Annotated in this window: 20 protein-coding genes and 2 pseudogenes; 8 read left to right on the forward strand and 14 right to left on the reverse strand. The window is 65.0% G+C overall.

What is annotated here, in order from left to right:
• Positions 1-165 precede the first annotated feature (165 nt).
• A complete protein-coding gene (locus GPL20_RS34410) occupies positions 166-852 on the reverse strand; it encodes a DNA-3-methyladenine glycosylase I (protein WP_157336475.1) in 687 nt (228 codons plus the stop codon).
• A 203-nt stretch (positions 853-1,055) separates the two neighbouring features.
• Here GPL20_RS34410 and GPL20_RS34415 point away from each other — a divergent pair, with 203 nt between their 5' ends.
• Complete coding sequence (locus tag GPL20_RS34415) at positions 1,056-1,883, forward strand: metallophosphoesterase family protein (protein WP_157336477.1); 828 nt, start codon at positions 1,056-1,058, stop codon at positions 1,881-1,883.
• Here GPL20_RS34415 and GPL20_RS34420 read toward each other — a convergent pair.
• From GPL20_RS34420 to GPL20_RS34440, 5 genes and pseudogenes are all read right to left on the reverse strand, one after another.
• Positions 1,822-2,307 (reverse strand): Crp/Fnr family transcriptional regulator, encoded by a 486-nt coding sequence (locus tag GPL20_RS34420; protein ID WP_157336479.1) that lies wholly within the window; start codon positions 2,305-2,307, stop codon positions 1,822-1,824. The two genes, GPL20_RS34415 and GPL20_RS34420, sit on opposite strands and share 62 nt — an antisense overlap.
• Positions 2,308-2,412: 105 nt before the next feature.
• Positions 2,413-2,517 (reverse strand): annotated as a pseudogene (locus GPL20_RS40340) (GNAT family N-acetyltransferase); the annotation flags it as partial.
• A 6-nt stretch (positions 2,518-2,523) separates the two neighbouring features.
• On the reverse strand, positions 2,524-3,264 hold the full coding sequence (locus GPL20_RS34430; RefSeq protein WP_157336481.1) for a di-trans,poly-cis-decaprenylcistransferase: 741 nt from the start codon (positions 3,262-3,264) through the stop codon (positions 2,524-2,526).
• Positions 3,265-3,294: 30 nt separating this feature from the next.
• Positions 3,295-3,669, reverse strand: coding sequence for a transcriptional regulator (locus tag GPL20_RS34435; RefSeq protein WP_167533342.1), 375 nt, complete (start codon positions 3,667-3,669; stop codon positions 3,295-3,297).
• A complete protein-coding gene (locus GPL20_RS34440) occupies positions 3,656-4,273 on the reverse strand; it encodes a hypothetical protein (RefSeq protein WP_157336485.1) in 618 nt (205 codons plus the stop codon). Before GPL20_RS34440 ends, GPL20_RS34435 begins: the two co-directional genes overlap by 14 nt.
• A 204-nt stretch (positions 4,274-4,477) precedes the next feature.
• Here GPL20_RS34440 and GPL20_RS34445 point away from each other — a divergent pair, with 204 nt between their 5' ends.
• Positions 4,478-5,725: a S1C family serine protease gene (locus GPL20_RS34445; protein ID WP_157336487.1), complete on the forward strand. Its 1,248-nt coding sequence runs from the start codon at positions 4,478-4,480 to the stop codon at positions 5,723-5,725.
• A 192-nt stretch (positions 5,726-5,917) separates the two neighbouring features.
• On the opposite strand, the gene GPL20_RS34450 is transcribed toward GPL20_RS34445, so the two are convergent.
• The 4 genes from GPL20_RS34450 to GPL20_RS34465 form a co-directional block, all read right to left on the reverse strand.
• On the reverse strand, positions 5,918-6,655 hold the full coding sequence (locus tag GPL20_RS34450) for a DUF899 domain-containing protein (RefSeq protein ID WP_157336489.1): 738 nt from the start codon (positions 6,653-6,655) through the stop codon (positions 5,918-5,920).
• 21 nt (positions 6,656-6,676) lie between these two features.
• Positions 6,677-7,021 carry an SRPBCC family protein gene (locus GPL20_RS34455; protein ID WP_254126264.1) on the reverse strand — a complete coding sequence of 115 codons (345 nt, stop codon included), beginning with the start codon at positions 7,019-7,021 and terminating at the stop codon, positions 6,677-6,679.
• The gene (locus tag GPL20_RS34460) at positions 7,021-7,500 is read right to left on the reverse strand and encodes an ArsR/SmtB family transcription factor (RefSeq protein ID WP_157336493.1); all 480 of its coding nucleotides are present in this window, start codon (positions 7,498-7,500) and stop codon (positions 7,021-7,023) included. Before GPL20_RS34460 ends, GPL20_RS34455 begins: the two co-directional genes overlap by 1 nt.
• Before the next feature lie 177 nt (positions 7,501-7,677).
• Positions 7,678-8,652 (reverse strand): Bug family tripartite tricarboxylate transporter substrate binding protein, encoded by a 975-nt coding sequence (locus tag GPL20_RS34465; protein WP_157336495.1) that lies wholly within the window; start codon positions 8,650-8,652, stop codon positions 7,678-7,680.
• A gap of 125 nt (positions 8,653-8,777) precedes the next feature.
• On the opposite strand from GPL20_RS34465, the gene GPL20_RS34470 reads away from it, so the two are divergent.
• Together GPL20_RS34470 and GPL20_RS34475 are read left to right on the forward strand one after the other, a co-directional pair.
• Positions 8,778-9,197 (forward strand): VOC family protein, encoded by a 420-nt coding sequence (locus GPL20_RS34470; RefSeq protein WP_157336497.1) that lies wholly within the window; start codon positions 8,778-8,780, stop codon positions 9,195-9,197.
• 200 nt (positions 9,198-9,397) lie between these two features.
• Positions 9,398-9,811: pseudogene (locus GPL20_RS34475) on the forward strand (AMP-binding enzyme); the annotation flags it as partial.
• Positions 9,812-9,988: 177 nt separating this feature from the next.
• On the opposite strand, the gene GPL20_RS34485 reads toward GPL20_RS34475, so the two are convergent.
• From GPL20_RS34485 to GPL20_RS34495, 3 genes are all read right to left on the reverse strand, one after another.
• Positions 9,989-11,083, reverse strand: coding sequence for an HD-GYP domain-containing protein (locus GPL20_RS34485; RefSeq protein WP_157336499.1), 1,095 nt, complete (start codon positions 11,081-11,083; stop codon positions 9,989-9,991).
• Between the two features lie 369 nt (positions 11,084-11,452).
• Positions 11,453-13,738, reverse strand: coding sequence for a xanthine dehydrogenase family protein molybdopterin-binding subunit (locus tag GPL20_RS34490; RefSeq protein ID WP_157336501.1), 2,286 nt, complete (start codon positions 13,736-13,738; stop codon positions 11,453-11,455).
• Positions 13,735-14,226: a (2Fe-2S)-binding protein gene (locus GPL20_RS34495; protein ID WP_157336503.1), complete on the reverse strand. Its 492-nt coding sequence runs from the start codon at positions 14,224-14,226 to the stop codon at positions 13,735-13,737. Before GPL20_RS34495 ends, GPL20_RS34490 begins: the two co-directional genes overlap by 4 nt.
• Positions 14,227-14,714: 488 nt before the next feature.
• On the opposite strand from GPL20_RS34495, the gene GPL20_RS34500 reads away from it, so the two are divergent.
• The 4 genes from GPL20_RS34500 to GPL20_RS34515 all read left to right on the forward strand — a co-directional run bounded on the left by GPL20_RS34500 (position 14,715) and on the right by GPL20_RS34515 (position 17,383).
• Complete coding sequence (locus GPL20_RS34500) at positions 14,715-15,479, forward strand: alpha/beta fold hydrolase (protein ID WP_157336505.1); 765 nt, start codon at positions 14,715-14,717, stop codon at positions 15,477-15,479.
• A gap of 24 nt (positions 15,480-15,503) precedes the next feature.
• Positions 15,504-15,845, forward strand: a complete 342-nt coding sequence (locus tag GPL20_RS34505) for a hypothetical protein (protein ID WP_157336508.1) — start codon at positions 15,504-15,506, stop codon at positions 15,843-15,845.
• Positions 15,846-16,021: 176 nt separating this feature from the next.
• Positions 16,022-16,693, forward strand: coding sequence for a dienelactone hydrolase family protein (locus GPL20_RS34510; protein ID WP_254126267.1), 672 nt, complete (start codon positions 16,022-16,024; stop codon positions 16,691-16,693).
• A gap of 207 nt (positions 16,694-16,900) precedes the next feature.
• Positions 16,901-17,383 carry a hypothetical protein gene (locus tag GPL20_RS34515; RefSeq protein WP_157336511.1) on the forward strand — a complete coding sequence of 161 codons (483 nt, stop codon included), beginning with the start codon at positions 16,901-16,903 and terminating at the stop codon, positions 17,381-17,383.
• Positions 17,384-17,494: 111 nt separating this feature from the next.
• On the opposite strand, the gene GPL20_RS34520 is transcribed toward GPL20_RS34515, so the two are convergent.
• On the reverse strand, positions 17,495-18,235 hold the full coding sequence (locus GPL20_RS34520; RefSeq protein WP_254126269.1) for a polysaccharide biosynthesis/export family protein: 741 nt from the start codon (positions 18,233-18,235) through the stop codon (positions 17,495-17,497).
• Positions 18,236-18,498 lie beyond the last annotated feature (263 nt).

Genomic DNA, 18,498 nt, shown 5'->3' on the forward strand with positions numbered 1-18,498 from the left:
GGCGTTCCCTGCGCCTCCATTGCCTGGCTCTAGCTCCCGAACGGGTGCTGCGCACAAATGTTCCTTCGAAATGTATTTCGTGATCGCGCGTTGCATTCGCCGCGCTGGCGGCACGAGATCGCCACAGGATGCACACGATTTGGCGGATCCGGCCGAACCGGAACCCTACTCGCTCCTGGTCTCACCGACCGACAGCGCGCAGATGCGTGACAGATATGTGTAGGGAAGACCGGTCTCCGCCGCCCAGGCGTTGAACTGCGCCTGCACCTTGGCGAGATCGCCTTTCGACTTGACCTCTTCGGCGATGTCGAGGCCGGCCCCGCGCAGGCAAGCGACGACATCCTTGGAGGTGACGAAACCGTCCCAGCCGACGAAGCGCAGCAGCATCTGGCCGGTGTTACCCCCGAGCCGGCTGCCGCGCTTGGTCAGGAGATCGAGCAGGCCGACCTCGTCGGAAGGCGGCCACTTCGCCAGGAACTTGCCGAAGCTGCCATGCTCCTTTGCGATCTCCTGCACGAAGGCGGCATTGTCGCGTACCGACATGATCTTGGCGCCGTTGCGCACGACGCGCGCGTCGCGCAGCAGGCCTTCCCAATAATCCTCGGGCTGGAAGCTGAGCTTGGCCGGCTGGAAGTGCAGGAAGGCCTCTTCAAAGCCGTCCCATTTCGAATCGATCACGCTCCAGGCAAAGCCCGCGCAAAACACCCGCCTGGTCATCTCGGCGAGGATGCGATCGTCGCCGAGCTTCGCCAGACCCTTCAGGTCGGGCTTCGCCGGCATCAGCTTGTCCAGCGCCTTGGGCCCGCCCTTGCGCTTCTCGGCGCGGGCACGAATGGTCTTGAAAGAGGTCATGCGGACACGCGCGGTTGAGGGTGCGCCACGACATCAGAATTCGATGATCCGGTCCAGCCCTGCGTCACCCGCCCCCTTGCGGGCTGCAACGCGCCGCAGCATGCTCTCGCCCATTGATTGACGGGGCGGAGCGGCCAGGCTGGTCTGCTTCTTGCTTTGTGACGTTTTGGAATTCCCTGACATTTTCAATCGACGGATTTTCAATGCGCTGCCTGGTCGTTGCCGACCTGCACTATTCGCTGCCGCAGCTCGACTGGCTGGTCAGTGCGGCGCCACAGTTCGACCTCGTGATCTTCGCCGGCGATGCACTCGACATCGGCTCGATGGTGGATTTTCGCGCGCAGATCGTGGTGGTGAAAAAATACCTCGCGCTGCTCGCAGCGAAGACCCGCGTCATCCTCTGCTCCGGCAACCACGATCTCGACGAGCGCAATGCGGACGGCGAGAAGGTCTCGCGCTGGATCTCGGAGGTGCGCGAGCTGGGCGTTGCCTGCGACGGCGACAGCCTCGCCATCGGCGACACGATGTTCACGGTATGCCCGTGGTGGGACGGGCCGCTGGTCAAGCAGCGCATCGTCGCGCAACTCGGCGACGCCGCGGCCGGCCGGCACCAGCGCTGGATCTGGGTGCATCATGCGCCACCGGCGGAATCGCCGACGAGCTGGGGCGGCAAGCGCTTCTTCGGCGACGTCGAGCTGGTGCAATGGATCATGCAGTACCAGCCGTCGATGGTGATCTCGGGCCATGTGCACCAGTCGCCCTTCATCACCGACGGCTCGTGGTTCGACCGGCTCGACCAGACCTGGGTGTTCAACACCGGCCTGCAACCCGGGCGGCCGCCCACCTACATCGTGCTGGATCTCGATGCGGACAAGGCGTTCTGGCTTGCGGCCGGCGAAGCGCAGTGGATCGACCTCGCCGCGCCGCTGAAGCGGCCAGCGGCTCCCATCGAGGCGCCGCCGGACTGGCTCACATCCTTGGATCGGATTTCCGATCCGAGCCTGGCGAAACCTCAAGCGGCGGCAGGTTGATCATGCTCTGGAGCACTTCGCCGACCATGGCGAGATGCGTGCCGTGGCCGGCATATTGCCGCTTGAGATCGGCGAGATAGGTGTTGGCGACGTTGAGCCGCTGCGCCAGCATCTTGGCGATCAGCAGCGCCACGCCCGGCTCCTGCTTGAGGAACGAGGCAGCATCCTCGAACTCGTAGACGACCGCGTCGGAGCAGGCCCGCACGGTTGCGGTGTGCGGCTGGCCCAGCAGCACCGACATCTCGCCGAGCACTGCGCCGGGCTCGGTGACCGTGGCAACCACCATCTCGCCCTTTAGCACCTCGAGCTTACCTTGCATCAGCACGTAGAGATGGCCGCTGGTGCCGCCTTCGGTGACAATAAGCGTACCGGCCGTAACCTTGCGCTCCGTTCCGCCGGTGCAATAATCCAGGACTGCGCGCATCTTGCGAAGACTCCCGTCACGACGGGACAGTAGAGCACGATCCGCTGCAGCTTGCAGCGATTTTCGATCAAGCCGAAGGCTTGCTGAAATCTTCGGCAGGCCCGGTCAGCGCGACGGGCGTTTTGCCAGGTGGACCGGCTGCCAGTCTCCAAGCCCGGTATCACTGAACCCCGCCCTGGTCGCCAGGCCGCGCATTTCGGCGTTCGTCCGCGTGCGTCACGCGCGGGAGAGTGACGGCACCTCCTCCGGCAGGATCGCCTGGAGACCGCCGAAGCGGCGCTCGCGGCCATGGAAGGAGGCCAGCGCCGCGGCGAGATCGCCCGCGTCGAATTCGGGCCACATCCGCTCGGTGAAGTGCAGCTCGGCATAGGCGCCTTCCCAGAGCAGGAAGTCCGACAGCCGCTTCTCACCCGAGGTGCGGATGATGAGATCGACATCGCGAAGTGCGGCCTCGCCGGTGACGAGCTGTGAGAACGCTTCGCGGGTGAGGCTGGTCAGCGCAGCCGCCTTCGCCGCGGCGTTGAGGATGGCATCCCGCGCGGAATAGTCGACCGCGATGCGCAAATGCAGCGTGCTGCCATGAACAGTGGCCTCTTCGGCGCGCGCAATCGCATTGGCGATGCCGTCAGGCAGGCGATCGCGGCGGCCGATCACGGTGAGGCGCACGCCATTCTTCACCAGGCTCTGCACCTCGTTGGCGAGATAGAAGCGCAGCAGGGTCATCAGCGCGGCGACTTCGGCCTTCGGCCTCCGCCAATTGTCAGTGGAGAACGCATAGAGCGTCAGCGTGCCGATGCCCTGCTTGGGCGCGGCCTCGACGATACGGCGGATCGCCTCGACGCCGGCCTCGTGGCCGCGCACGCGCGACAGGCCGCGGCGTGTCGCCCATCGTCCGTTGCCGTCCATGATGATGCCGACGTGAAGCTTTTCGCTGCGGAAGGTGACGTCACTTTGCATCGCAAAGTCTCCGGTCAAAAAGGGGGAGGATCAGATCGAGACGATACCGAGGCGTCCGAGCGGCGGCGCCTCGCGGCCGGCGGCCTTGGCGGCGTCGCGCACCAGGCGTTCGAGCACGGCGAGATAGTCGAGGAAGCGGCGGCGCCCGGCCTTGGTCAGGCGGCAGGTGGTGTGCGGGCGGTTGCCCTCATAGCCCTTGGTGACCTCGACGAGGCCGGCCTCCTGGAGCACGGCGAGATGCCGGCTGAGATTGCCGTCGGTGAGGCCGCAGAGCTGCTTGAGATCGCCGAACGCCAGACCCTTCGGATGCGCCATCAGCGAGGTCAGAAGCCCGAGCCTCGCCTTCTCGTGGATCACGCGGTCGAGCCCTTCATAGGAGAAGGGCGCGCTGTCAGTCTTCGACATCATTGTCTCCGGAAGCGAAATACAGAATGCCCGCCATCATCGACTGCCCGATCATGAAGGGCAGGCCCATGGTCCATGGCGACAACGTGTGAGTCCGGCTCGCCAGCACCACCACCACAAAGCCGGACATGAAATACCAGGCGCCGGCGAGCGCGACGGTGCGCGGCAGCGAGCGGATGGAGGCGAAGATGCCGAGCGACACCAGGATCTGCCACAGGCCGGGCAAGAGCCACAGCGTTTCGGCGGCGAACTTCCACATCACCACCGCAAGCAGCACGCCGGCGACGCCGGCGGGAAGAAACTGCTCGACCGCCTGGTGGATCATCGCATCGGCGAGGCCCGAATGATGACGGCGGGAACGCGCGCGCATCTCGATGCCGATCATCAGACCGGAGAGCGCGGCGGCGATGAACCAGCCGAAAAAGAAGCCGAGCGGCTCGCTGGTGGGGTCGCCGAGCAGCCAGAGCTGCAGGATCGCGGTGAGAAGCGCGACGCCGCCGGTCGCGGCCATGGTCGCGGGGCCATAGCCGCGGAACGCCGTGCCCGCCGCGATCTGGCTGCGGATCGCCACGATGTCGGCCAGTGCCTTGTCGAGGTCGCGCATCGGCAACGCCAAAACCCCGCTTCGCCCCCTGCGTTCCGGGGGCTGCACGCCCCCGTCACTTTGTATCGCAAAGTATATAACACCGCAAAGTAAGCGCAAGCCCGAAAGCCGGAGCAGGGAGACCTTGCCCACGCGGGCAACTGCCGGTTGCATGGCCGGTTCCACCACGGATAAGATGGAGCCAAAGCATTCCCGGGGGCTGGTATGTGGCTTAAGTCATTTGTCGTTGCGTCCTTGTTGCACGTGGGTGTCGTCGGTATCGCGCATGCGGCCGGACCGTTCGGCTCCGTCAACGTCGGCAATTGGATCGGCGGCGCTTTCAGCAACGATGAATCGGGCGCCTTCTCCCATTGCGCCGCGACCACGCCTTACGCGAACGGCGTCATCCTCGTCGTGGGCCAGAGTGCTGCCGGCATATGGTCGCTGGGTTTTGCGAGTCCCAGCTACCGCTTCAAGCAGGGCGAGAACGCCGCGATCGACGTCATCTTTGACGGACAGGAACAGGCCAGGCTGTTCGCCACGGCCAATCAGCCGAACATGCTCACGGCCGTCATGCCGGCCAATGTCGTGCGAACCTTTCAGAAGGCGAGCCTGATGGTCGCGACCGCCGGTCGCGCCGTCCTGAATTTCGACCTGACCTCGACCGGGCCGGTGATCGCCGCATTGGCCAATTGCGTCACTAGGGTGAAAGCCGACGGGCTGAGCAAGGCCGGTGATTTCACCAAGGTCGCCGCGAAACCGCAGGCTGCGCCGGACAAGCAGACGCCGCCTGCGGCCGGCGGAAAAGCCGCCAGAGCCAAGAGCGGCACCGGCTTTGTCGTAAGCGCGAGCGGGCACATCGTCACCAACAACCATGTGATCGACGGTTGCGTCGGCGACATCAAGGGCAACCTCACCGGCGAGGCCTCGATGGTGTTGCGCGTCGTATCGAGCGATGCGAACAACGATCTCGCTCTCTTGCAGGCGCCGTCGACGACGACCTTCAAGGACTTTGCCCGGATCCGCGACCGTTCAATCCGCTCCGGCGATTCCGTCATCGCAATCGGCTTTCCCTTCCATGGTCTTCTAAGTTCGGATTTCACCGTGACCACCGGCATCGTCAGCTCGCTCAGCGGCATGCGCAACGATTCGCGCTTCCTGCAAATCAGTGCACCCATACAGCCCGGCAATAGCGGCGGGCCGCTGTTCGATACCACCGGTCAGGTCGTGGGTGTGGTCACCGGAAAGATCCCAGCATTGCGTATAGCCGCTGCGACCGGCAACATTCCCGAGAACATCAACTTCGCCATCAAGACCGGCGTGCTGCGCGACTTCCTCGACAATTCCGTGGTGCCCTATCAGACCGCCGAGCCGAAGGGCGAGCTGAAGACCACCGACATCGCCGGCAACGCACGGCCGTACACGATGCTGATCTCGTGCAACGCGACGGAACAGGCGGACGCGAAGCGGTGAGATGGGCTGCGCTACCAGTCCCGTCATCCTGAGGTGCGAGTAGCGCAGTGCATATGCACTGCGCTACTCGCCTCGAAGGATGAACGGCCGGCATGCAGCCGGGCCGCCGCCCTTCGAGGGCCGCTGAAGAAGCGGCCACCTCAGGGTGACGGTGATAGTCTGGAACTCGCGGCGACGTAAGCTTCGCAGCCCTCACCCGTGGCAGCACGCCGCCTTCGTCGACTGCGGCTCGTACTGGTCGCGCAGGCGGACCCAGTCCATCGGATAGGGCAGGCCGTCCTCGTGGCGGCCGAGCGGGGTGAGGTCGAGATATTGATAGGCCGCGTTCATCATGTCGAGACCGCGGGCAAAGCATGAGTAGGTGTGGAAGATCTCGCCGGCCTCGTTGCGAAAGAACACGCTGATGCCGGGAAGCTCGGGGCCGTAGAACGGCGTGGTGCCGAAATTGTACTTCGGCACGCCCTTGTCGATCTGCTCGCGTGTGAACGAGACCTCGTAATCGTAGTTGAAGTCGTTGTCGCCCGAGGAGACCCAGTCGAAGGTCCAGCCCATCCGCTTCTTGAAGGCTTCGAGCTTGGCGACCGGGGCGAGCGAAATCGCGACCATGGTGGTGTCGCGCGCGGCCAAATGCGGCACCATCCGTTCGAAGCCGTCGGCCCAGAACGAGCAGCTCTTGCAGGCGGCCTCCCAGTCGGGTGCGAACATCACGTGCTGCACCACGAGCTGCGGCCGGCCCTTGAAGAGATCGCCGAGCGTCTCCTTGCCGCTCGGCCCGTCGAACACGTAGTTCTTGTCGACCTTGACCCAGGGCAAGGCGCGGCGTTCCTCGGCGAGGCGCTCGCGGGCCTGACTAAGCTCCTTCTCATGCGCCAGATGGACCTTGCGGGCGGCGATCCATTGCTCGCGCGAGACGATCTGATGTTGCTGCATGGTGTCCTCCTCTGACAGGGATCAGCCGACGAACGCGTCGAGCTTGTCGAGGAACGAGCTCCAGCCGCGCAGGTGGTTGTCGCGTGCGGTTTCGTCGAAGAACTGGGCGTGATGAAAGATCAACAGCGCGCCGGCGCTGTCCGGCTTCAGCGTGATCGTCACCAGCGATTCACGTTCCGGCGTCGAGTGCCAGGCCCAGGTGAAGACCAGCCGCTCGTTCGGCACGACGTCGCGATAGGTCCCGCCGGCCTGGAAGTATTCGCCGTCATCGCGGGTGAAGCTGATGCGAAAGCTGCCGCCGGTGCGGACGTCGAGCTCCGCTTGAAGCGTCGCCGGCTTCATGTTCGGCGGCCCGAACCATTGCACTAGCTGCTCGGCTTGCGTCCAGGCGGTGTAGACCTTTTCCGGCCGCGCGCGGAGCCGGCGCGTGAGCGTGAGGCTTGGACGTTCAGGGCTTGGGCGTTCCGTTGGACGCCCGGCGGCGCGGGCATCGGCGTTGACGGCTGCGTTGGCCATGTCTCTTCCTCCACGAAGGCAGTGAGGCGATCGAGATTGTCGGACCAGAACTGCGCGTAGCGATTGAGCCAGTTCATCGCCTGCTCCATCGGCTGCGCGGTGAGCCGGCAGGCGACCGTGCGCCCGGTCTTCTCCCGCACGATCAGGCCCGCATCCGTAAGCACGTCGAGATGCTTCATGATCGCCGGCAGCGAGATCGGGAACGGTGCGGCCAGCTCGCTCACCGACAGGCTGTCCTGCCCGACGAGGCGCGCCAGCAGGGCACGCCGCGTCGGGTCGGATAGCGCGGCAAAGGTCCGGTCCAGCGTCTCGTCCTGATACTTAACCATATGGTTTAGTATAGGCGCAAGCGGGAAGGCGTCAAGCTGGAACCCGCATCGGAGAGCCTGCACGACTGTGTGATCGGAAAAGAGGTCGCGCCACCTTATTCCAGATCAACCGGTACCGAGCACGCAAGAAAAAAGCCCTGCCATACGGCAGGGCTTCATTCGATCGTCGCGAGATCGCTACTCGACCTTCAGGCCGGCGAAATCGACGACCTTCTTCCACTTCTCGGTCTCGGCCTTGATCTCCTCGCCGAAGGCCTCGGGCGCCTGCACCCGCGGCTCGCCGCCGAGCTCGACCAGACGCTTGGTCATGTCCGGCTCCTTCATCAGCGTGTTGATCTCGCTGTTGAGCTTGGCGATGATCTCCTTCGGCGTGTTCTTCGGCGCGCCAATGCCGAACAGCGCGCTGGCCTCGTAGCCCTTGACGGTGTCGGCGATCGGCTGCACGTCGGGCAGTTGCGGCGAGCGCTCCGTGGTGGTGACGCCGATGGCGCGGAGCGAGCCGGAACGGATGTGCTGGATGATCGAGGGCATGTTGTCGAAGATCACCTGCACCTGGCCGCCGAGCATGTCGGTGATCGCGGGCGCCGCGCCGCGATAGGGCACGTGCTGCATCTTGCAGCCGGTCATCGCCATGAACATCTCGCCGGACAGATGCACCGAGGTGCCGTTGCCGGAAGAGGCCATGTTCACCTTGCCGGGATTGGCCTTCACATATTCGATGAACTCGGCGACGTTCTTGGCCGGCACGTCCTTGTTGACGGTCATCACGTTCGGCACGCGCTGGAACGAGGCGATCGGCGCGATGTCGCGCACGAAGTTGAACTTCAGGTTGGTGTAGAGCGAGGCGTTGATATAGTTGGCCGGATTGACCATTTGCAGCGTGTAGCCGTCGGGCTCGGCGTTGATGACCGATTCGGTGGCGATATTGTTGCCGGCGCCCGGCTTGTTCTCGATCACGAATTGCTGGCCGAGCCTCTCCGACAGCCGCTGGCCGATCAGCCGCGCCAGGATGTCGGTGGCCCCGCCCGGCGGATAGCCGACCACCCATTTCACCGGGCGGGCCGGGTAATCGGCGGCAAAGGCCTTCGACAGCGGGGTGGCTGCAAGAGGACTGGCGGCAAGCAGGCCCAGCGCGGTACGGCGAGTGATCATCAAGGGTTCTCCCAACGTGTTGTTCTTGAAAGCGTCATGATCTTGAAGGCAACGTGGACGGCGTTGTAACAAAGCTTGTCGCGGGCGGAAAGTGCGTGCGGCGCATCGCGACGAAAGGATGAGGCATGACACTCAAGGTCGAAGCCCTCGATCACCTCGTGATCAACGTCACCGACGTCGCCGCGACCGCCGAGTGGTACCGCAAGATTCTCGGCATGGAAGTCAAGGTGTTCGATCCCGGCGGCGGCAAAGCGCCGCGGACTTCGCTTCAGTTTGGTAACCAGAAGATCAACGTGCGGCCGCGCGACGCCGACAAGGTGGAATGGTTCACCGCGGACCACCAGACCGCCGGCAGCGACGATCTGTGTTTCCTCACCTCCTCGACGCCCGACGAGGTGGTGGCGCATTTGCAGGCACATGGCGTCGCGATCGAGGAAGGGCCAGGCCCTAGGCAAGGCGCCCGCGGCACGCTGCGCTCGGTCTATTGCCGCGATCCGGATGGCAGCCTGATCGAGATTTCGTCGTACGAGGACGGTGGTCGATAGGCCCACGCCGCCAATCCCACCGTCATTGCGAGGAGCCCTTGCGACGAAGCAATCCAGGCTGCACCCGCGGAGACAGTCTGGATTGCTTCGCTGCGCTCGCAATGACGAGAGAGAGCGCGGACTGCCGCATGCGCCCCGACCGATTTGCTCCCTACCCCTTCCGATGGCAGGAAGACGCAATCATCAAAAGGCAGCCGCCAGCGACGCGCGAGAGTTTTGACGAGCACGGCTTCTTCCTCACTGGCGACCGCGTGACGCGGCTCGCGAACGGCTACATCAAGTTCGGCGATCGCGCCAAGGACATGCTCAAGGTCGGCGGCGAGAACGTCGCGGCCTCCGAGATCGAGCAGGTCATCGCACTGGTCCCCGGCGTGCGCGAGGCGGCGGTGGTGGCGAAGACGCATCCGATGCTGGACGAGGTGCCGGTCGCGTTCGTCATCCCGCTGGGCGGCGTCGCCGGCGACGTGCCCGATCTGCATGACAGCGTGATGGCGGCCTGCCGCAAGGGCCTTGCCGACTTCAAGGTGCCGCGCGAGGTGCGTCTCGTCGACGACATGCCGCGCTCGACGCTGGAGAAATTGGCGAAGGCGGAGCTACGGAAGCTGTTGGGGTGAGAAGATGTCGTCCCGGCGAACGCCGGGACCCATACCGCGTGATCTATCGATTGCGGTTAGCCGTCGTACCGAACAACGAATCTTCGCCAAACTTCTCCCTGGGGTTATGGGTCCCGGCCTGCGCCGGGACGACACCGAGGGCGTGGTGAGAGCGTTGGTAGATCAATAGCACCGAGATCAAAACGACCCCAGCGCCACGGGGCGGAACGCCTGCAGCAGCTGCTGGTCGAGCTTGCCGCCCATGCCTTCCATCATCGCGAACGCGCGGGAGTGCGTGAAGGGCATGCGGTAGGCGCGCTTCTCCACCAGCGCGGCATAGATGTCGACGATCGTCGTCAGCCGCACGATATCGCTGATCTGGTTCGACGACAGGCCATTCGGATAGCCGCTGCCGTCGAGGAATTCGTGGTGGTGCAGGATGACGTCGAGCATCTCCGGCGGAAAGCCGCCCTGGGCCGCGAGCGCGTCATAGCCGCGGCGTGGATGCTGGCGGACCTCGGCCATCTCCTCGTCGGTGAGCTTGCCCGGCTTGTCGAGCAGCGCGGAGGGAACGAAGGCCTTGCCGACGTCGTGCAGCAGCGCGGCACGGGTCAGGCGGCGCTGGTCGTCCTCGCGCATGCCGAGATGCTGCGCGAAGGCGACCGCGAAGCCGGTGACGAACAGGCAGTGCCGGTAGCTGCCGACATGGTGGCAGCCGACGGTGGTGAGCCATTCGCGCAGCGAGGAATGCTTGATCGCCTTCAGGATCTTGTTCTCGGCGGCAATGACGTCGTCGAAGGTCAGGGGCACGCCGAGTGGCAGTTTCTCGAACATCTTCGCAAGAACCGCGTGCGCCGCCTCGACGCCGCGGTTGAGCGTCTTGCCGCGATCGGTCGCGTCGTAGACGGCGGTGTCCGGGAACGCAGCGCGGATGCGCTGAAGAATATCGTCCGGCTGAAGCGGCCGCGAGATCGTGTCGGTGGCGCCCAGCGCCCAGGCCTGCATGGTGCCGTGATGCAGGGCGTCCGCAAGCACGAACAGCCGCGGCATCGAACGATAGGCGTCGCCGCGCAGCTTGTTGCGCACCCGCTGCACGCTTTCGGGCGAGCGCAGATTGATGTCGACGACGAGGCCGGAGAGATCGCGGCCGGGCTGCTCGGGAATGTCCTGGGTCGTCACCGTCGAGACGTCGCCGACCGCCTTCAAGATGCTGGCGAGCTCGGTGCTCTCGTCGCTCCGGTCGGAGGCGAGCAGAAGCCGGCGTTTGGCGGCGGGTTTGGCTGAGGCGTTCATGACTTCCCCAAAAGTGACCGAGTATTGCCCTTAAGCCTAAGCCCGTTCAGGTTCTCTGGCCCTTAAGAGGCGTGCTCAATGGAACCCTGCGGAATTGCGAGCAATTTTAGGGGTTCTCGGGTTCCGCGGCGGTTTCAGTCAAAACGGCGAAAACAACCCCATGCACAGTAGACATGGCATTGATGGACAAGGGGAATTTTGGCCCAAAAAAGTCGTCGTCATGGCCGGGCTTCCACGCCTTGCCCCGCGGCAGGAAAGACGTGGATGCCCGGGACAAGCCCGGGAATGACAACCTCCCTCGAAGCCCAAAAGAAATCCGCCGGAGACTGGCCTCCGGCGGATCATGTCGCTTCACAAGCGCAGCTGGCGCTACGCCTTCATGCTCGCCTTCACGGCCTCCGCCGTGATCGGCAGGGCCCGGACGCGGGCGCCGGAGGCGTTGAAGATGGCGTTGCCGATGGCGGGGGCGACCACCGTCACCGCGGGCTCGCCGACGCCGGTGGCCTTCTCGCCATTGGCGATCACGGCGACCGCGACCTCCGGCATCTGGCTCATGCGCAAGGGCGTGTAGCTGTCGAAATTGGTCTGCTCGATGCCACCGTCCTTCAGCGTCGCCTTCTCGTACATCGCCAGCGACAGACCCCACAGCGCCGCACCCTCGACCTGGGCACGGATGTTGTCGGGATGCACCTGGGTGCCGACATCGGTGGCGACCGTAAGCTTCTTCACGGTCACTGCACCTGAGGGCGCCACCGCAACATGGGCGACGCAGGCGGTCCAGCTTGCGGTCGCGCGCTCCTGTGAGGAGACGCAGGCAACCCCCATGCCCTCGCCTTTCGGCAGTTGCCTGGTGCCGTAGCCGGACAGCCCCATCGCGGCGAGCAGCGTGTTGCGCAGCCGCTGCGCGCCGCCGTCGTTCTTGCCGGCGCCGTCGAGCAGCGAGATGCGGAACTGCGCGGGATCCTTTCCGGTCGCCGCCGCGATCTCGTCGATCATGCTTTCGACCGCCCAGAAGGTCCAGCCCGGCGCCACCGAGCGGAGCTGACCGGACGGCGTGGCGTTGTGCGCGAGCTCGTTCTTGATCGCGCGCACATAGTGGTTGGGCACGGTGTAGAAGAAGTCGGCCCCGTTCACCGTGAAGCTGTCGAGCGGGCCTTTCTTGTCGACCGAGGGCGTCAGGAAATCGGGGATTCCCCAGCGCGCGGTCGGCCAGGCCGAGACCACGTCATGGCTGAGCGCGATGAGCTTGCCATCGCCGTCGACGCCGGCCTTGACCTTCTGATAGGTGAGCGGACGCGAGAAATCCATCGTCATGTCGTTCTCGCGCGTGTAGATCACCTTCACCGGCTTGCCGATGGCCTTCGCCGCCTGCACCGCGGGAATCATCATGTCGGCATCGAGCCTGCGGCCGAAGCCGCCACCGAGCCACATCTGGTGCATGACGACGAACTTCGGATCGATCCCGGCCGCACCCGCCGCAATCGCACCGGAGCGCGTCGCGAACTGGTTGCCGGAATAGATGTGCAGGATGTCGCCCTTGAACTCCGCGGTGGCGTTCATCGGCTCCAGCGGCGCGTGGATGTTGATGCTGGTGGTGTACTCGGCCTCCACCACCTTGGCGGCCGAACCGAACGCCGCGTTCGGGTCGCCGTCCTTGACGAAGAACTGGCCGGAATCCTCCAGCTTCTGAAGCCGCATCGCTTCATCGAGCAGCGACTGGCTCGACAGCTTTGCGTTCGGGCCTCCGTCATAGGCGATCTTCAGCGCCTGCGCCGCCTTCCTGGCGTTGGCATAGGTGCTCGCGACCGCGACGACCCAGCCCGACGTCGTGCCGGTCTTGTCGTCGAGGGTGACGGCCTTGATGAAGCCCGGCACCTTCTTCGCCGCGCTGTCGTCGACCGATTTCACCGTCGCGCCGAAGCGCACCGGCGGCGTGACCACCGCGCCATAGGCCATGCCGGGCAGCATCACGTCGATGCCGTACTTGGCCGTGCCGTTGGTCTTGGAGGGGATGTCGAGCTGCGGCACCGACACGCCGATCATCGTGTACTGATCCGGCGTCTTCAGCTTGATCGCCTTCAGCTCGTCGGGCGTAAACGTCTTGGTCGCCTTGCCGCTCTTGACGACATCGGCGAACGACATCTGCTTCTTCGATTTCGGATGCACGATCATGGAATCGCGCACCACGAGCTCCGAAGCCGGCACACCCATCGCGGCTGCCGCGCCTTCGGTCAACGCCATGCGGCCCGCAGCGCCCGCCCGGCTCATGGCGTCGAAATTCATCATGGTCGACCAGCTGCCGCCGGTGATCTGCGCGCCGAGCACGGGATCATTGAACTTCGGATCGTTTGAAGCGAGCGCGACACGCATATCCTTCCAGTTTGCCCCCAATTCCTCGCAGACGATCTGCGCCATGGTGGAAGCGATGTGCTGGCCCATGTCGGCCTTGCCGCAGGTCACCGTGACGAGACCATCCGGCGAGATCGCATACCAGACGCTCGGCTCGAATTTGGCCGGCGCCGCGGCAGATGCGGAATCGATGCCGGGCACGCCGGCATAGCCGAGCACGAGGCCGGTCGCGGCGGTGCCGACCAGGAAGGAGCGGCGGCTGAGATCGGTCTTCTCGGGTGTGACGTTCTTGACGTGCTCGTTCATGTGGGCCTCCGCTCGCTGGAGGTGGCGGACGCGGTGCGCATCTCGGATGCGGCGCGCATGATCGCCTTCTGGATCCGCGAATAGGTCATGCAGCGGCAGAGATTGCCGTCCATGTGAGCGACCACTTCGTCCTTGGTCGGATTCGGATTCTTGGCGAGCAGCGAGGCTGCCTGCATGATCTGCCCGGACTGGCAGTAGCCGCATTGCGGCACCTGCTCGGCGATCCACGCCTTCTGGAGCGGATGGTCGCCCTTGGCAGAGAGGCCTTCGATGGTGGTGATCTTCTTGCCGGCGACATCGCCGACCATGGTCTGGCACGAACGCACCGCTTCGCCGTTGACGTGCACGGTGCAGGCACCGCACAGGCCGGCACCGCAGCCGAACTTGGTGCCGGTCATCTGCAATTGCTCGCGGATCGCCCAGAGGAGCGGCGTATCGTTCGCCGCATCCACGGACAGACTCCGCCCGTTGATGGTGAGAGTTGGCATAGGCGTCTTCCCCTGCCGGTGCATGAAGCCGCTTACGGCGGCAACTTGTACAGCGGACGCCCACCGGGCTGGCGTCAGCCTTGGTGCCAGCATGGTCGGGTTCACGCGCGGAGGCAAATGCAATCTGGAATGAGTCGAAACTATCGCGGCAGCTTAGTGTTGTGCGTTGCGAGAACAGCGATGACGCAGCGACTGAACGCAACAAGCAGAGCCTCGCACGTGCGTGCCATCGCATTCGCGGCAGTTTCTTCCAGGTAACTTGGCGCGCTAGAGTACCAGCGCCGCCGCGGACACCCCTTCTCCCCTTGCGGGAGAAGGTGGCGCGCGCAGCGCGACGGATGAGGGGTTCTCTCCGCAAACTCAAAAGACAGTTGCGCGCGCGGAGAGAGACCCCTCACCCGTCTCGCCGCTACGCGGCGAGCACCCTCTCCCGCAAGGGGAGAGGGTGCAGTTACGTCGTGGCGAGAATAAAAAGAAAGGCGGACACAATGCCAAGGATCGATCGGGACGGCGTCAACATCTACTACGAAGTTCATGGCGAGGGGCCGCCATTGCTGCTCACGCACGGCTATTCCTCGACGTCGGCGATGTGGCACGGGCAGGTCGATGCACTTGCAGCCAACCACAAGCTGATCTTGTGGGACATGCGCGGGCACGGTCAGTCCGACTATCCCGATGACCCCAAGGCCTATAGCGAAGCGCTCACTGTCGGCGACATGGCGGCGATCCTCGATGCCGTCGGCACCGAGCGCGCCATCATCGGCGGGCTGTCGCTTGGCGGCTACATGTCGCTCGCGTTTTATCGCGTGCATCCGCAGGCCACCCGCGCGCTGCTCATCATCGACACCGGGCCGGGCTTCAAGAAGGACGATGCGCGCGAGGCCTGGAACGCGCGGGCGCTTGCGACCGCCGACAGGCTGGATCAGGAAGGACTCGCGGTGCTGAAATCGGCGACGCGTGAGCGCGCCACGGCCAGCCATCGCAACGCCAGGGGGCTGGCCCTTGCGGCTCGCGGCATGCTGACCCAACGCGATGCGCGCGTGATCGAACTATTGCCCGACATCAAGGTGCCGTCGCTGATCGTGGTCGGCGCCGACGACACGCCGTTCCTCGCAGCGTCCGACTACATGGCCGCAAAGATCCCCGGCGCACAAAAGGTCGTGATCCCCGCGGCCGGACACGCCGTCAACATCGATCAGCCCCAGGCTTTTGTTGACGCGGTCGCGCCTTTCCTGAAGAACTTGCCGGGGTAGGCGGATCAAGCAGGGATAAAGGCCATGACGCGGGCGATGTTGGCTGCGGGCGCAGTAGCGGTGCTGCTCTCGGCATCGGCACAGGCCGAGCCGTTCGGCACCATGCCGCCGCGCCAGCCTTTCGTCGCGACATTGTCGAACAACACGCCGCTCGCCTTCGGCATGGATGCCGCGCAGACCGCGCGCGCCCTGGGGCAACCGCTGCAATATGTGCGCGGACGTCCCGGCAACGAGATCTATCTCGCTTTGCGCAACATCGGAGGCAGCGGCCTGATCCCCTACCGCCACCGCCTGTTCCTGCAATTCCGTCATGGACGGCTGGCAGGATGGAAGGAGGATTACGGCGAGAACTGGATGTGGGAGTGAGGGCGGCCGCCCTACCGCTTCCCCTCATCCTGAGGAGCTTGCAACGCAAGCGTCTCGAAGGATGAAGGCCCGGCTGAGGCGTCACGGGCCTCTATCCTTCGAGACGCGCGCGAAGGGCGCGCTCCTCAGGATGAGGGGAGAGATTGAATTCGCGACAACCAAGAAGGACAACCCGCGTGGGACAAGACATCAAACTGACGGCTTCCGATAATTTCCAGCTTGGCGCCTATCGCGCCGATCCTAGCGGCGCGCCGAAGGGCGCGGTGGTGGTGATCCAGGAGATCTTCGGGGTCAATCATCACATCCGCTCGGTCTGCGACCGTCTCGCCGGGGAAGGCTATGTCGCGATCGCACCGTCGATCTTCGACCGCACCTCGCCGAACTTCCAGTCGGGCTATACGCCCGATGAGATCGCCGAGGCGCGCAAGTTCGTGGCCAATCCCGATTGGGCGGCGATGCTGCGCGATACGCAAGCGGCGATCGATGCAGTGCAGAGCGCCGGCCCGGTCGGGATCATCGGCTTCTGTCTCGGCGGCAGCATCGCCTTCGTCGCGGCGACGCGGCTGTCGGGCCTGAAGGCCGCGATCGGCTATTACGGCGGCGCCGTCGTGCGCTTTGCCGACGAGACGCCGAAGGTGCCGACGCAGCTGCATTTCGGCGAGAAGGATGCCGGCATTCCCTTGACTGACGTCGAGACCATCAAGGCGAAGCGGCCCGATGTCGAGGTCTTCATCTATCCCGGCGCCCAGCACGGCTTCCATTGCGACGAGCGGGCGAGCTACGACAAGGCCAGCGCGGACATCGCCTGGCCGCGCAGCATGGCGTTCTTCGCGAAGCATCTGAAATAGGCGGCGCACAGCTCTCTCCTCCGTCATTCCGGGCCTGCACCGCGAAGCGGTGCAGGCCCGGAATCCATAGCCACGAACCGGGATTATGGATTCCAGGCTCGCGCTGCGCGCGCCCCGGAATGACGAGAGAGCAGGAATCGGGTGGCTGCATCATGCCGCGTGACGATAGAGCTGGCCGATCAAGCCAACTCACGCCGGGAGATCGTCATGCAGCAGGCCATCACACACCTCATCATCCGTAATCCGTTCGGCACCATGGACGTCCCCACGCCGGACGATCGCGACGTTATGGATTACGCCGCATCCGCGACGCTTGCCGGCGATGCCGCTGACATCAATGCAGCGATGTGGGCCTCGATTCCCGCCGTTTCCGATCCGCTCGAAGGTGTCTGGGCGAGCCGCTGGAACGGCGGCGCCGATCCGACCATTGCCGGCGATACGCCGGAAAAATGGAAAGTGGGACGCGCGGACGTCCGGGTCGTCGGCGAGCGCATCTATTTGCGCTTCGACTGGGACGGCGGCCGCCGGCACGGACTGATCGATGCGGCGCGCGACGGCGCGGGGCGCCTGGTCGGCAAGTACATCAACCTCACCACGCCGGCGATCACACGGCCATGGGTCGGGCTCGTGGTCAATGCCGCGCGGATCGACGGGTGCTTTCCGAACGGGCGGTTGGATTTTCGGAGATAGCCTCCGCTGTCATTCCGGGACGCGTCGCTAGGCGCGGGCCCGGAATCCATCGGATGGCAGAGTCGGCGGGGGAATGGATTCGCGACTTCGTCGCGCCCCGGAATGACGGGGCTAGAACCAGCGCTCGCCGACGAACACGGTGTCACCGGGGGCCAGCGGCGTGCCGAGCGGGACGACGGCGCGCATGGCGCCGCCGGCTTCGGTATGCGTGACGGTGACCACGTCGCGCTTGGCACGGGGCGAGAAGCCGCCGGCGATCGCAACCGCGCTTTCGACCGTCATGTTCGGCACATAGGGATATTGGCCGGGCGCAAGGACCTCGCCGAGAATGAAGAACGGGCGATAGGCCTCGATCTCGACGGCGACCGAAGGCTCGCGGATGTAGCCGTTGCGCAGGCGCGCGCCGATGTCGCCGGCAAGGCCCGCCGTGGTACGGCCGCGCGCGGGCACCGCGCCGATCAGCGGCATGGTGATGGAACCGCCGGCATCGATCGCGTAGCTGTTGGTGAGACCTTCCTGGCCGTAGACCACGACGCGCAGCTTGTCGCCGGCGTCGAGATGGTAGGAGGCGTCGTAGCGCACCGGCGCCGCCATCGGTGCGGCATAGCCGACCGGCATCGGCGAGGAGGCAAAGGAATTGCGCAGTGCGCCGATGGCGCCGCCACCGTCGGCGACGACGACCGGCTGCGGCGCGCTGTAAGGCTGGCCATAGGCCATGGAATCGAGATCGGCGCGCGGCTGCATCACCGCGACGGGACCGGCGGTCTGCATGCAGCCGCCAAGGGCAAGCGCGGCGGACGCTGCCAGGGACGCCGTCAAGATCGACCATCGAAACGCGCGTGCAACCGGCACCGGACCTATCCCTCGAAACGAGACGGCTCCAGTCTTGCACCGGTTATGGTTAAGAAAGCGTTGAGGGAGGCTGGGCGCGGGTCGCAGCGATGCAGAGGCGGCGACGGCCTCTCGGCGTCGTCATGGCCGGGCTTGTTGTTTAGCCCGGACAGATCACTGACGGGTGTTCGGAGACATAGCTGACACATCAACATGGCTGGATTGGTCGATTCGGGAGGCCGTCCATGCCTTGGAGTGAGGTGTCGGTAATGGATCAGCGTCAT

The sequence above is a fragment of the Bradyrhizobium cajani genome, assembly GCF_009759665.1.
In the GTDB taxonomy this organism is placed as follows: domain Bacteria; phylum Pseudomonadota; class Alphaproteobacteria; order Rhizobiales; family Xanthobacteraceae; genus Bradyrhizobium; species Bradyrhizobium cajani.